This is a genomic window from Tardiphaga sp. 862_B3_N4_1, assembly GCF_051811085.1.
Taxonomy (GTDB): Bacteria; Pseudomonadota; Alphaproteobacteria; order Rhizobiales; family Xanthobacteraceae; genus Tardiphaga; species Tardiphaga robiniae.
Map to the genome: position 1 here is coordinate 2,273,641 of NZ_JBPWQB010000001.1, position 13,717 is coordinate 2,287,357.

The 13,717-nt window shown below is 61.3% G+C and carries 7 protein-coding genes and 1 tRNA gene; 4 read left to right on the forward strand and 4 right to left on the reverse strand.

Annotation, left to right across the window (positions count from 1 at the left end):
* Positions 1–39: 39 nt before the first annotated feature.
* Together pbpC and AB8B02_RS10655 are read right to left on the reverse strand one after the other, a co-directional pair.
* Positions 40–2,247, reverse strand: coding sequence for a penicillin-binding protein 1C (gene pbpC, locus AB8B02_RS10650; protein WP_439063910.1), 2,208 nt, complete (start codon positions 2,245–2,247; stop codon positions 40–42).
* Positions 2,244–7,463 (reverse strand): alpha-2-macroglobulin family protein, encoded by a 5,220-nt coding sequence (locus AB8B02_RS10655; RefSeq protein WP_439063911.1) that lies wholly within the window; start codon positions 7,461–7,463, stop codon positions 2,244–2,246. The genes pbpC and AB8B02_RS10655 overlap by 4 nt, the downstream gene beginning before the upstream one ends.
* 509 nt (positions 7,464–7,972) lie before the next feature.
* Here AB8B02_RS10655 and AB8B02_RS10660 point away from each other — a divergent pair.
* From AB8B02_RS10660 to AB8B02_RS10675, 4 genes are all read left to right on the forward strand, one after another.
* Positions 7,973–8,326 (forward strand): hypothetical protein, encoded by a 354-nt coding sequence (locus tag AB8B02_RS10660; RefSeq protein WP_120289641.1) that lies wholly within the window; start codon positions 7,973–7,975, stop codon positions 8,324–8,326.
* Positions 8,327–8,596: 270 nt separating this feature from the next.
* Positions 8,597–8,673, forward strand: a tRNA-Arg gene (locus tag AB8B02_RS10665).
* Between the two features lie 405 nt (positions 8,674–9,078).
* Positions 9,079–10,986: a hybrid sensor histidine kinase/response regulator gene (locus AB8B02_RS10670; RefSeq protein WP_175368983.1), complete on the forward strand. Its 1,908-nt coding sequence runs from the start codon at positions 9,079–9,081 to the stop codon at positions 10,984–10,986.
* A 1,671-nt stretch (positions 10,987–12,657) separates the two neighbouring features.
* Entirely contained in the window at positions 12,658–12,987 is a 330-nt protein-coding gene (locus AB8B02_RS10675) for a hypothetical protein (protein ID WP_439063912.1), read from the forward strand.
* 63 nt (positions 12,988–13,050) lie between these two features.
* Here AB8B02_RS10675 and AB8B02_RS10680 read toward each other — a convergent pair whose 3' ends face one another.
* Positions 13,051–13,404, reverse strand: coding sequence for a response regulator (locus AB8B02_RS10680; protein ID WP_089264271.1), 354 nt, complete (start codon positions 13,402–13,404; stop codon positions 13,051–13,053).
* 66 nt (positions 13,405–13,470) lie between these two features.
* Positions 13,471–13,647 carry a hypothetical protein gene (locus tag AB8B02_RS10685; RefSeq protein WP_170849671.1) on the reverse strand — a complete coding sequence of 59 codons (177 nt, stop codon included), beginning with the start codon at positions 13,645–13,647 and terminating at the stop codon, positions 13,471–13,473.
* Positions 13,648–13,717: the final 70 nt, after the last annotated feature.

A 13,717-nucleotide genomic window follows, 5' to 3' on the forward strand; every position in this document is an offset into this window, starting at 1 on the left:
ACGCTGAAACCGCCGACCGGACAACCAGTTAGCCCGTGCTTATTGGATTCTGACCACAACTGTGTCTGCGGTGCCCATGGCGTCCATGACCGTCAGCCGGACGAAACCCGGACCAGGCGGATCGACCAGCCGCTGGCGCCGGCTGTCGAGTTCCCCAGCAGCCATGCCATTGACCAGAACGGTCATGGGCAGCACCCCGCCGGCCACCTTAACCGGCACTCCCGAAAGCTGCCCCTCGCCGCCACTGGCATCGATCCGGGAACCGTTCAGCGGGAACTGGATGTGCAGGGCCTGATCGCTGCCGGTACGGATCAACTCGCCGACCGGGCGGAACCGACGCAGCGGCAGCGGCAATTTTGCATTATTGGCCATTAGCACGCCCTTGGGCGCCTTCGGCAACGGAGCCGGCAGCTTGCCGGTCCGGGCAAAGGCATCGAACAGGATCGGAGCCGCGGCCGTGCGACCGACCAGGCCGGGCACCGGCGCGCCATCGGGCCGGCCGACCCAGACGCCGATGGTCATCCGTCCGTCGAAACCGACCGACCAAGCGTCGCGATAGCCGTAGCTGGTGCCGGTCTTAAAGGCGATCCGGTTATGCGCGGCATTCTCCGGTGGCGGCGTGCCGATCAGGACATTGCCGACCTGCCAAGCTGCGACCGGATCCATCAACCGCAACGGCTCGCGATCGTCGCCGCCATTGGCCTGCATGATCTCCCGCAGCGGCTTGGAACTGCCGAGCCGCGCCACGCCTGTATAGAGCTGGACGAGGTCTTGCAGCGTAATGCCGACGCCGCCGAGGCCCATGGCCAGACCGGGCGCCTCCCCGGGCGGCAGCACCAGATTGCCACCCGCCTGCTTGAGCCGTGACGACAGCCGCGATGCGCCGACACGATCGAGCAGTGCGATAGCCGGGACGTTTAGCGAGAGCTGCAGCGCCTTGCGCACCGGCACGGTGCCCTGAAAGCTCATTTCGAAATTCTCCGGCGCGTAACTGCCGAAGCGAACGGGCCGATCCTCGATCAGGCTTTCCGGATGCACGAAGCCATCTTCAAAGGCGAGGCCATAGATGAATGGCTTCAGCGTCGAGCCCGGAGAACGCACCGCGCGGGTCATATCGACCTGCCCGGCGCGGCGATCGTCGAAATAGTCGGGCGAACCGACATGGGCGAGCACGTCGCCGCTCTCGTTATCGACAGCGATGAGGCCGATGGAGATATTGTTGCCCAGCGTCGCCGCGCGGTCATGCGCGAGGCCTTCAAGCGCACGCTGGATCCCGGCATCGAGCGCCAGCTTGATGATGGGGCGATCTCTGTGCAGCGACATGGCCTGATCCGCGGAATGCGGCGCCAGGATCGGCATCGGCTTGCGCAGCTTCGGCACGCTGACGGATTTTGCCTGCATGGCATCGGCAGCCGACACCCTGCCCTCGCCGACCATACGTTCGAGCACGCGGTCGCGCGCCACGCGGGCATTGCCGGGATGGCGATCAAGCCGGCGGTGTTCCGGCGATTGCGGCAGCGCTACGAGCAATGCAGATTCCGCCAGCGACAGCCGTTTGGGCTCCTTGCCGAAATAGGCGATCGACGCGGCGCGAAGACCTTCGAGATTGCCGCCGAACGGCGCCAGCGCCAGATAGAGATCGAGGATCTGATCCTTGCTCATCTGCCGCTCGATCTGCAGCGCACGGACGGCTTGTCTGATCTTCGCCGATATCGAGCGTTGCTGCCGTGGTTCGATCAGCCGCGCAAGTTGCATCGTGATGGTCGAACCGCCCGACACGATCTCGCCGCGGGTGACGAGCTGCAGCGCGGCGCGGCCAAGCGCCAGTGGATCGACGCCATGATGGCTGTAGAAGCGCTTGTCCTCATAGCCGAGCAGTATGTTGAGATAACCGGGGTCGACGGACGTCCTCGCGTCGACCGGCAGCCGCCAGCGTCCATCGGACATGGCATAGGCGCGCAGGAGCTTGCCGTTGCGATCGATAACGGTGGTGGAGATTTTGCGCGCCTGGTCGAGCGGCAAAGGGCCGAGGGAGGCCACCCACGCGGCGGTCGCTGCACCAGTCAGGACCACAACTACGGTGGCAGCGGCGACAGCCTTTCGGATAAGCCACCAGCCTCTCCTCACGTCGTGGCCGGGCTTGTCCCGGCCATCCACGTCTTGCCCACGATCCACACAAGAAGACGTGGATCCCCGGGACAAGCCCGGGGATGACGGAGTGTGTGGTGTGGACGTGCCCTCGCTCATTTCGCCTTCGCGACCTCGACACTGCCCGTCCCCGTCCGCCCGTAGCGCGACGGATTATACATGTCCTCCACATAGGCCTGCGGCAGCACGTACTTCCCGGGCGATACCGCCCGAACAATATAGGCGACGGTGAACACCGCCTTGTCGTCGCTCTTCCGGTCGATCGCCGCGGTGAAGCGGTCGTCGCGGAATTCTGTGTTCTCAGGTTCTTCGCCATCCTCGATCCAGTCCAGCGTGCCGCTGTCGCCCGACGACACTAGATGCGGATTGTCGATCTCGAAACCGGCCGGCAGATAGTCGGCCACCATGATGTGCCCGTATTCCGGCTTGGCCTCGGTGATCTTCAGCACCACGGCAAAGCGATCGTTCTGCTTGGCCTTGGTGACATCCGCGGGCTTGCCGTCGAGCGTGAAATAATTGCGCTCGATCTTGAAGCCGTTGGATGCCGCCGGCTCTGGCGTGATCGGCGAACCGGACACCGAGACGACCGCCTGCACCGGTGTGTCGCCGGTGTTTGTGATCTTGATCGGCTGCCCGGACATCTCCGCCGCCTTGTAGCTGCGATAGAGCGCGGTCTTCACAGCCGAGCCGTTGACGTCGAGCGCCAGCGTGTTGGCTTCCTTGGCCAGCGCACGCGACGCCAGCACCAGCCACGCATTCTCCTGCGTGGAGGTGAACGGCGTCAGGCCGCGCGCGGCCTCGACACGCTGGACCGCCTGCGTCAGCGTTGCACGCGGCGCATTGCCTTCGCTGGCCAGCGAGACCAGTGCAGCCGCGTCGCGGAGCGCCGAGCCGTAATCGACGCGGCCAAATTCGATGGCCGGCTTCGGCGCTAGGCTTTCGACGGCCGCCGCATAGACACGTTCTGCACGGGCACGGTCACCGACCAGCGCCAGCGCCGCCGCCAGCTGCGACTTGGCGATGGGCGTCGCCAGGTTCTTCAGTTTGGTGTCCGCGAGATAGCGCAGATCGCCGATCGGCGCAGTGCCGTTCTTGGCCAGCACATAGAGGCCGTAAGCGAGATCGCGACCGCCGTCCTTCTCCGGTTCGTCAGCATTGACGACCGAATTGCGCACGCGGTCCAGCGCGGCACGGAACAGCACGTCCGGCACCACAAACCCCTTCTCGCGAGCGCGGGTCAGGAAGTCCGTGACATAAGCATCGAGCCAGGCATCGTCGCCGCCCGCCGACCACAGGCCGAACGAGCCGTTCGAGCCCTGACGCGCCAGCAGTCTGTCGATCGAGTCCTTGATGCGCTGATCGACACCGGTATCCATCGCCAGATGCGCGCCGGCCGCGAGATCGTTCACATAGAGGAGCGGCATCGCGCGGCTGGTGATCTGCTCGGAGCAGCCATAGGGATAGCGATCCAGCGCCTTCAGGATGGTCGCTGCATCGAGCGCCGTGGACAGGCTGACCGACAGCGAGACGCCGCCGGTGCCCTGGACGAGGTCGGAGAACATGTCCGAAGTCAGCGTCAGGCTTTCGCCCTTGGCCAGCGTGCGGATCGAGCGACGCGCCAGAACCTGCGTGGCTGCCTTGACGTCGAGCACATAGTGCCGCGCCAGCGTCAGCCCGTTCGGTCCCTTGATATCGACGTCGAACTGGGCCGTGCCCGCACCGGATGCATCGATGGCCAGCGCCATCGAGGTCCGCTGTTTGGCCGCGAGCTTGATCGTCGTCGCCGGATTGCCGGTCACCTTGACGGGGCCGGAGGTCTTTACAGCGATGGTGTAGTCGCCCGGTGCGCCTTCGACATTGTCGAGGTCGAAGCTCATGGTGCCCTTGTCGCCGGACAGCAGGAACCGCGGCAGGGTCGCAGTGAGCACCACGGGATCGCGCACCGTGACGTCCACAGTGGCGCGGCCGAGTTTGGTCGCGGTCCAGGCCACGGCCATCACACGGGCAGTGCCGGCGAATTCGGGAATCTCGAACTCGATCTGCGCAGTGCCGTCGGCGGCCACGGTGACGATGCCGGAATACAACGCCATCGGCTTCTGGGTCGGCGGCGAGCCCTCGATCTGCGCGCCGGCACTATCACCGCCAGTGCGCAACTGACCGCGAGTGCCCTGCATGCCGTCGATCAACTGCCCATAGATGTCGCGAATTTCCGACGTCATGAGGCGCTGGCCGAGATAGTAATCGTCCGGCGCTGGCGGCTTGTAATTGGTCAGGTTGAGAATGCCGACATCGACCGCAGCCACCACGATCTTGGCGTCCTCGCCGGGATTGAGCCCGCCGAGTTTCACCGGCAGCTTCAGCGTCGTGCTGGGCCGGATCAGCGCCGGCGGCGACAGTGCGACGTCGAGCGTGCGTGCTTTTTTGTCGATACCGAACCACTTCAACCCGATGGCGCGGCCGGGCATCCGCTTGGCGGCGGCGTCGAGAGGTCGGCGCAGCGTGGCCACCACATAGGCGCCTGTGCCCCAGTCCTTGCCGACCGGGATCTTGATCTGCGACTGGCCTTCCTTGACGGCGATGCTCTGGGTGGTCAACAGGCGATCGCCCAGCACATTGATGGTCAGCAGGCCGGCGGTGCGGGCATTGACCGAAACGATCATGGTGTCGCCCGACAGATATTCCGGCTTGTCGATGGAGGTCTCCAGCAGGTCCGGCGTATCGGCGCTGCCGTCGGAATACCAGCCGACATCGAACTGCACCGAGGTGATCGGGCCGTCGGCTTCGTTCGATTTAACGTCGAGCCGATAGCGGCCGGGCTGCGGCTGCAGCGAGATGCGGGCCGGCGCATTGGCGGCGATGGTGAGATCGCCATCGGCGACGCGCTTCGTCGATTTGACTGGTTCATAATCCCAAGACGAATTCTGCCGATACCACTGGTAGCGGGATTCCATCTTCAGCAATTCGTAACGCAGGCCGCTACGGGCCAGCGAGGTTCCCTCCGGCGATACGACCACCACGTCGAAAGCGGCGTTGTCCCCCTCGGCGACATTCTTGTCCTTGAACAGTGGCTTCACGCCAATCATCGGCGCACTCGGCGCAACAGGCAGCACGAACTTGCGCTCGACGGCGCGGCCGCCGGCTTCGGTCATGCGGATGAAGATCTGCGCCTCCTGCGGCCGCGTCGAGGACGGCGGCTTGGCGAGGCTGACCGGGAACGTCGCGACACCATTGGCATCGGCCTCCGGCAGGCCTTCGATCGGCGTCCGCTCATTGCTGGCGCTTTCCTCGTCGGCAACGCCGAACTGGTAGCCAGCGAATCCTGGGCGGTTCGCGGCAGGGCTGACAAGCAGATCGCCTTCGAGCTGCAGGCCCGACGCGGGCGCGCCATAGAGGAAACGACCATCGACTTTAAGTTCTACAGGAGCATCAGCTTTGATTAGCTTATCCTTGGAAGATATATCGAATTCAATCCGATCCGGGACGTAATCCTCGACCATGAAAGTGGTCTCGCCGACCGACGGCGCCTTCGGATCGGTGAAGGCACGAACGCGCCAGGTGCCCGTTGGAACCGCCGAATTCAGTGGCAGCGTCAGGCTGCGACCGCCTGCGCCCTGGTCAGGCAGGACGGCGCGGCGGAACTCGACGCCATCGGGGCGCTCGACCACGAGAGTCATTGGGCCCGAGGTGACGGCATTGCCCTGTCCGTCACGTAACAGCGCGGTGAGATAGACCGTCTCGCCGGAACGATAGACGCCGCGCTCGGCATAGACGAAGGCATCGGCACCGGCAGGAACCGCACGGCCCGAAACGCCACGATCGCTGAGATCGAAGGCGTTCGATTTCAGACTGAGGAATGCATAGTCGTTCTTGTCGCTGGTAACCGTCAGCAATGCTGGCGACAGACCGCCCTCGCCCTTGGCGAGCCCCGCCTCGAACAGCACATGGCCGGAGTCGTCGGTCTTCCTGGTCGCAAGGATCTCGTTGTTGCGCGCGACCAGCCGGACATCGGCCTTGGCCATCGGATCGGTCGAAGCGAGCGAATTGACGAAGACGTGGATGCCGTCATTGCCCGAGAAAGCCGTGAGACCAAGATCCGACACGATGAACCACTGGGTCGCCAGCGAGCCGTCGTCATCGCCACCGCCTGAGCCCGGCCCCTTGGCCGCCGCGGTCATTACATAGACGCCGGGCTGCAGCTCGCCGATGGCCAGATCGACGGGGAATGCCGTGGTGACGTCGGCATTGAGCGTCGACGCCGTGGCCAGCTCGCCGGTCCAGACCTTCATGCCGCGCTCGTCGCCGAGGCTCTCGAGCTGGTACTTGCTCAGTGCCGCCTGGAAGTCGCTGCCTATGACAGTGTTGATCAGGTTGCGGTCGCCGATCCGGAACACATTGACGGTGACCGCCTGGGTATTGACCGAGACCACGGGGATGCCCTGCTGGCCGGTGCGCGGCAGCACATAGGCGCGGCCGGTGAAACGCACGAACGGCTTGCGGTCGCGCACATAGATGTTGAACTCGGCCGACTTCGGCAGGCTCTCCTTCACCGTCGACGGCAGACCGGCGCGCAGGTTGATATTGTAGCGCTCGCCATGCTTGAGGCCTTCGACGCAGAGCTGCTTCTCCTCGGAGGTCAGTGCCGGCTTGTCACTGCCGGCGAGCGCCAGGAACGGCGCGAAATCGACCCGCTTGGCGAGTTCTTCCGAGAACTGGAAACAGGCCCGCGGCGAGGCGGAATCCGAGTCCACGGTGTAATCGAGCAACCGGAAGCCGTGATCGTCGCGCAGCTTCTCGTATTGACCGCGCACGTCGGCGACTTCGCGCATCTCGAGCGACAGGCGCAGCGCGTCCAGCGCCGGGCGCCACAGCTTGCGTTCTTCCATGGCCCGGCCAAGCACGGCCAGCGCCTCGGCCTCCTCACCGGCATTGCCGGCGCGCTGATAGGCGATATAGGCGGCGGTCGCGGCGCGCTCGCGCAGGAAGGTGGTTTCGGACGAGGTTGCCGGGCGGATCTGGAAGATCGTCTTGGCGAGCCGCAGCCAGTTGGCGCTGTCATCGGGCGCAATCGCCACGATCTGACCCAGCGTCTGCAGACCGGCCCGGAAATCCGAGCGTTTGAAGGCCGCGTCCGCGTCGGTGCGCAGCGTTGCCGCGCTCTTGGCGACGGGCCCCGCCTCGCTCTTGATCTGCGCCTCGAGCTTGATCGCGGAATCCGCCAGCTCATCCCGTCGGAAAGCCTTGTCGGCCGCGTGAGCCGAGACGAGGCCGAACGCCAGTGTGGCGCAGACAGTGACGGCGCGAACCAGACCAATCATGGACAACTCCCCTGCACGGACGAATGCCGCCTGGATTCAAATGTGCGTAAAAACGGTGACGGACTCATGGCCAGCTTGTTCGCGAGTCGCTCGACCGGCGCAACGCGAGACACGACGATTGCTGGCAACATCATGTGACGAACCCGGGTAACTCAAATCGCAGCCCCACGCGCAAGCCGCGGGCATCATGGCGACGGGCCCTGCCGAAAGCAAAGCCACGTCACCGCCGATTGGTCGCGTCTGTGCAGGAAACGGTTCGAGCACGCCCCGACGATTTTGGTGACAGTTTTACAACGGGTCATACGCGCATGAACGGCCGGCCCGGCCCGCGATCGCCCCCTACGCGTTTTAATCAAACGCGACACGTTAAGACTAAAAGCAGCCTGTTGGGGACGACTGGAGATCACGGGTACCCAAGTCTTCCAGCTGCGGTCAGATGGGTGTGCCTTGCGGCACCGGATGATCACGGCGATCGCCCGCCCGCTCGGTCGTTCTGGGCGCATCGCATCATGATCGAACTTCTTTTGGCGACAAGTTCACTGGCGGGCCTCGCCGTCGGACTGGTCGGCCCCGTATGGGTCATTGTCGTGACGACCGTGCTGGTCGCTGTCCTGTCCGCCGCCGTGACATGGGGCCAGGGATTTCCGGCGCTGGGCGGTGTGGCGGTCACGACCGGATGTCTGATCGCGTGCCAGATCTCCTATATGGCCGGCCGTTTCGTGACTAGGCAATACGGCTTCCCGGAGCAGCTATTTGAGGACCACATCGACGGCGAGCCAGGCGAGACCGGCCAGCGCGGCATCTCCAGTGACAATAGCAAGGACGATAAGCCACCATCGCGGCCCCCGCCGTCGGAGTCTTAGGGCCCGCCAATCTGCCAGCCCCCAAGCTGCGAAGGCATCCCCGAACGGGACAGGTATCGAAGCGACGTCGAAGGCACAGACGGACGTTCGGTTTTGGGACGAAAAGCGGATCAAGTCGGCACACTTTCTGGCTGAAATCGCGGGTTCACCGCTCAATCAGCAAGAGAAAGGCCAGCCCACCAACCGCCCAAACGCTTGAAAACCGTGTCCGAATCCGGCCAATTTACCCGGTCTGTCCAAGCCATACCGACGATGATATGACGACGCGCCGGTCCCATAGCTCAACTGGATAGAGTAACGGATTTCTACTCCGTGGGTTGCAGGTTCGAATCCTGCTGGGATCGCCACGTCATTTTCCGATTCCAATACTTTCAATGACTTGCCGTACATTATAACGCGGTAACTTTTTGCACGGTCAACGTGCCTCAATCAGAGACGCCGTCGTGGGTCTTTGCAGGATTGGCGGTTGTGATCGCACTGATCATATACGGATCGTGGATTGGACAGATCGCGACGAATTTTTCAAAGCTGCGGCGGCCTTCTTAGGCGCCGCGTCGACTTCGCCTAAACAGCGCTTAACTCCCTGGCACTTCGTTAGTTCCGCCTCCGCCAAAAACTGTCTTCTTGTGTCCCGCGCATGACGGCTTACGCTGAAGACCTTGCGGATCTCTCCGTCGCCGTGCCGACAGCGGTGCAGCCTTGTGGGCACCGCCAAACCGGACACGCGTTAGTAGTTTCGCGGGAAGTGAACGATGGCAGAGACAAATAACGCTGGACGCGGTCTTTTCGAAAGCGAGCGCGCCTTTCGGCTCCTCGTTCAAGGCGTCACAGATTATGCGATCTATCTGCTGGACCTGAACGGCATTGTATCAAATTGGAATACAGGCGCCGAGAAGATCAAAGGATATTCCGCAGATGAAATCGTGGGTCAGCATTTTTCGGTTTTCTACCCCCCGGAGGATCGCGAAGCCGGACTTCCCGCTGCTGCGCTAGAGGCCGCGCGGCGGGACAAGCGCTTCGAAGCGGAAGGGTGGCGGATGCGTAAGGACGGTTCGCGATTTTTCGCTTCCGTCGTCATTGATGCCATTTATGAAGATGGTGTGCTTGTCGGTTTCGCGAAAATCACGCGGGACATCACCGAGCGGATGCAGGCGCGCTTCGCATTAAACGAGAGCGAGAACCATTTTCGCCTGCTGGTGGGAAATGTCACCGACTACGCTTTGTATATGCTTGATCCGGAAGGTCGGATCACCAGCTGGAACTTGGGCGGCCAGCGAATCAAGGGCTATCTTCCCGAAGAAATTATCGGACAGCACTTCTCGCGATTTTACACCCCTGGTGATCGCGAAGCGGGAAAGCCGGCGCGTGCTCTGGAGACTGCCCGTAAGAACGGCCGTTACGAGGAGGAAGGCTTACGCGTTCGCAAAGACGGCACGTTTTTCTGGGCGAGTGTGGTCATCGATCCCGTCCGCAATGATGCAGGCGAGTTGATCGGCTTTGCCAAGATTACGCGCGACATCACAGAACGACGCCTGGCGGTGCAGCAACTTGAAAATATGCAAAGGCAGCTGGCTGAATCACAGAAGATGGATGCGCTCGGTCAGCTGACCGGTGGAGTGGCACATGACTTTAATAACCTGCTTATGGCGGTTACAGGTAACGCTCGGCTTATCAAGCGCCACGCCATTGACCCTCGCGTGGTCAAGGCAGCAGAAGCGATTGAGGCAAGCGTTCGCCGCGGGGCGGCACTGACGCGCCAACTGCTGACTTTTGCGCGGCGCCAACAAGTCGACCCGGTGCTGCTTGACGTTGGAGAGACTGTGCAAGCTGTACGCGAAGTCTTGGCCACAGTCCTAGGCAGCGCGATAAAGCTCGAAATCTCCGTACCCGCCGGAGTCTGGCCGGTCTTCGCGGATCCAACCGAGCTCGAGACCGCAATCATCAATCTCGGCATCAATTCTCGTGATGCCATGCCCGACGGGGGCACGTTGACGATCACAGCAGAAAATCATCGTGTCGCGGACGGAGAAGATATAGGCGAGCATGTGAATATCAAAGTGATCGATACCGGCGCTGGTATTCCTGAGGATGTCATTGCGAAGGTGTTCGATCCCTTTTTCACGACCAAGCCTGTCGGCAAGGGAACGGGATTGGGGCTCTCGCAAGTCCATGGCTTTGTCAACCAGGCTGGCGGCAGTGTAGAAATCAAAAGCAAGCTCGGCGCAGGCACGGAAATCGTCATTCGGCTCCCGCGCGGAGAGGGCCATGCTGGCGTGCATGAAGCAGAGGTTCTGGCCGAAGGTGCCGGCACCGTTCTTCTCGTTGAAGACAATCCAGATGTCGCAACCTCCAGCACCGTTCTTTTGGAAGAGCTGGGATATCGCGTGAAATGGGTAACGGACGCAGAGTCCGCAATGCGCGAGATTGAGCGCGACGGCATCGACATTGTATTTAGTGATATTGTGATGCCGGGAAAGTTGGATGGTCTCGGCCTCGCTCGCAATCTCAGACGGAGTCACCCGCACATGCCGGTGGTGCTTGCGACGGGCTATAGTGACGCCTCCCGGAAATCAGGTTCAGAGTTTCTGCTATTGCGCAAACCCTACGAGCTTCACGAGCTCAGCAATGCATTAGAGACAGCTCGTAGCAGTGTCGCTTGACAGCATCCTCTGACCATCCATGTGAAGCGCGCCGGTCGGGCCGGCTCTGGCACCGCTTTCTGTGCCAAACCGGTTTCGGAGGTGACCTCCTTCACAACCGCGAATTTGTTGCGCCGCAGAGCGACCTATGGCGCCGGATTCGGCTCGGAACCATATTCGATTACTGAGATTGATCGCATACCGGCACGGAAGCAGCGCTCCCGATGCAGATCCCCACGGTATTTCGGGCGATTTATTTCTCCGAGGCTCTTTACGTCTGATTTGTGGAGCGCAGAATGAGGTCTGTTCTGAAGTGGGGAGGAAGCGATGAAAGAGCTTCTACATGCACGAGCAATGGAAAGCATGTGTCGACAGCGCGCCTCGTTTTTTCCCGAGGAAAGTTGGAAATTTCTAGCCGAAGCCGAAAGGTGGAAGCATCGGGCGCTTGATTTGATCAGCGACCATCACGTTGACTGTAACCAGCCAACTCTGCCAGATGCTGCTGAACCTTCTCACATTCACGCGTCACGCTAGGTCTTTCATTTCGGCAACGCTGGAACTTTTATTCGCGTATCAATGCGAGCCGCGCCGCATCTTTGGAACTAGCACGCAAAAGCTGATGGCCCGATATCGATAGGCCCGCTCTTCGCCGGCCTTGCGATACTTTGTCTCATGGAACTACACTCATCTTCTTGTCGTTGGTTCAACGCGCCCGCTGTTTTGCGAAATAGTGGAGTGTTTGTCGCGCGGTGAAACCTAGGACATCGATGGCTCCCACAAAGCTCCAACGAAAAGCGATCGCAACAGCAGTTCAACTGAGGGCCATGTCTCGAAGGTGCAAAGAGTTCGCCAAATTCGTCGGATTTCGGTCAGTATCAGATCGGCTGAACGCTTTGGCGGCGAAATACCAGGAAGAAGCTTGGCAGGTTGAGGAACGCGCTGGACTGCACTTGAACGGAGGGGATCCCGACGAGCCCTCGAGCGGATAGATTTCAGGCGAGAAGGTGTGACCATGGCCTGGAATGCCGGCCGCCGATTTACTGATGGAAGCCCAAGCGATCGCGCCATGCGACGAGCCGGTTACACGCGGCCGCGACACAGCACCACGCAGTAGGTTACGCTCTGTCGCTCGCGGAACACCGCACGTTCTTAGGCAAGAGTAGAACGTGCTCGACAGCCTAAGCGATGCATGCCCCGCGTGCTGAAGGCCGGTTCGTCATGAACATTAGCAGTCGCTACCTTGAGCCTTCGCCCCGTCGGCCTGCTGCGCAGCAGTTGGCTGCCCTTGCATTTGCTTCTGGGCGTCCTCAGATGAAGCAGGAATATTCCCGGACTGCTGGTTCATGGCGCTCGTCGGCGGGTGCTGATCAGTTTTGGAATTTGCACCGACAGTCGAGCCGGTGTTGCCTGGAGTCGGGCCCGAACCAGCGTCGCGCATTTCAGTCGTTTTGCTGGTGTTGCATGGACCCGCTTGGACCGACGCGCTACCGAGACCCAGCGTGGCTGCACAAACTAGTACAACTTGGCGTGTTACTTTCATCTGCCTCTCCCTTGGGTAAGGCCGGCATAGCCACGCCCTAGCGAGGATGCCGGCCTTTGCCTTAACCGGCCCGATGACGCCAAGTTCCGAACTCGCTCGGAAACTGAGGCCGCGGATACCTTCTTGATAAAGAGCCTGAGGCGACGCGCCAGATGCGTCGCTTTTCCGCACGATCGTATGCCCTTAGGAGAGTTCACTTAGCTCACATCAAGCCCAGCTGCGGCGCGCGCGACTTCGCCAAATTAGCCGGCCTTGACACGGCCGCCTTTGAGGCGCCGAACATTGCAATGGCAAATAAAGCTCAGTTCTCCATTTTCGCTTACCAGCGACGGCCAGGATTCTGGCGTGCAGCTATTTCCCGCAAAGATGGAGCCATTCTGACTATGAATGGCGTTGCATTGAAAAGCGTTGTCACGTCTGAGGATTTCCCATCAGAAGAAGAGGCTTATACGGATGCCGAGAAGGTTATCCGTATGATTTAGGCAGAGGCTTCCACCAACGCAGCAGACGCGCGGTACCGGAATCGAATTGCCGACGCCAGCCACCTAGCGCATGTTCTCGAACGTCCGCATCGCAGATATCACCGCCGTGGTCAGGTAGGGCTTCGGAATGAAAAGCGCGTTGGCCGGAATCGTCATGGGCCTCGCCTTCCCAGTTGTGATAATGATGTGGATCGGTGGCCACCTGTCACGAACAGCAGCAGCTAGCTTGAGGCCATCCATGGAGCCGGGCATATCGATATCCGTGAATACGAGGTGGATATCCTGGCGGGCCTCTAGGACGGCAATTGCCTGATTGGCGTCGCCGACCTGCAAAACATCGAAGCCTGATTCGACCAATTCTTCGCTGATCAAATCCCGAATGAGGGCTTCATCCTCAACAACCAGCACTGTCGGCATTCCGAAACCTCGAGAGCCAACATGGCACTCCTCCTAAGTTAGTTAGCGTACAATCGTTCCCGATCATTACTTCGGAGACTTGAGATTGGAGTCCCGCCAAGCCCTCGAACGAGCATCCGCTTCGTAGTCTCGAGCTTTCTTCAAGTGAGCCTGCTTGGCATCGCCCTCGGGTAGCTTGCCAGCCTTGTCAGACTGGATTTTCCCCAGCCGGCGGTTTTCTTCAGCGTCGGGCACTTGCTTCATGACACACCTCCGGTTTTTTCAGACCGGATAATGGATTTCTGTTCAGAGAGTTCCCGCGTAACGAACATAC

Bases quoted from the DNA above. Each gene is read 5' to 3' on its own strand.
- AB8B02_RS10670 (WP_175368983.1), top strand. From the start codon at position 9,079: ATGGCAGAGACAAATAACGCTGGACGCGGTCTTTTCGAAAGCGAGCGC.
- AB8B02_RS10680 (WP_089264271.1), bottom strand. From the start codon at position 13,404: ATGCCGACAGTGCTGGTTGTTGAGGATGAAGCCCTCATTCGGGATTTG.
- AB8B02_RS10660 (WP_120289641.1), top strand. From the start codon at position 7,973: ATGATCGAACTTCTTTTGGCGACAAGTTCACTGGCGGGCCTCGCCGTC.
- AB8B02_RS10655 (WP_439063911.1), bottom strand. From the start codon at position 7,463: ATGATTGGTCTGGTTCGCGCCGTCACTGTCTGCGCCACACTGGCGTTC.
- AB8B02_RS10685 (WP_170849671.1), bottom strand. From the start codon at position 13,647: ATGAAGCAAGTGCCCGACGCTGAAGAAAACCGCCGGCTGGGGAAAATC.
- AB8B02_RS10675 (WP_439063912.1), top strand. From the start codon at position 12,658: ATGCGTCGCTTTTCCGCACGATCGTATGCCCTTAGGAGAGTTCACTTA.
- pbpC (WP_439063910.1), bottom strand. From the start codon at position 2,247: ATGAGCGAGGGCACGTCCACACCACACACTCCGTCATCCCCGGGCTTG.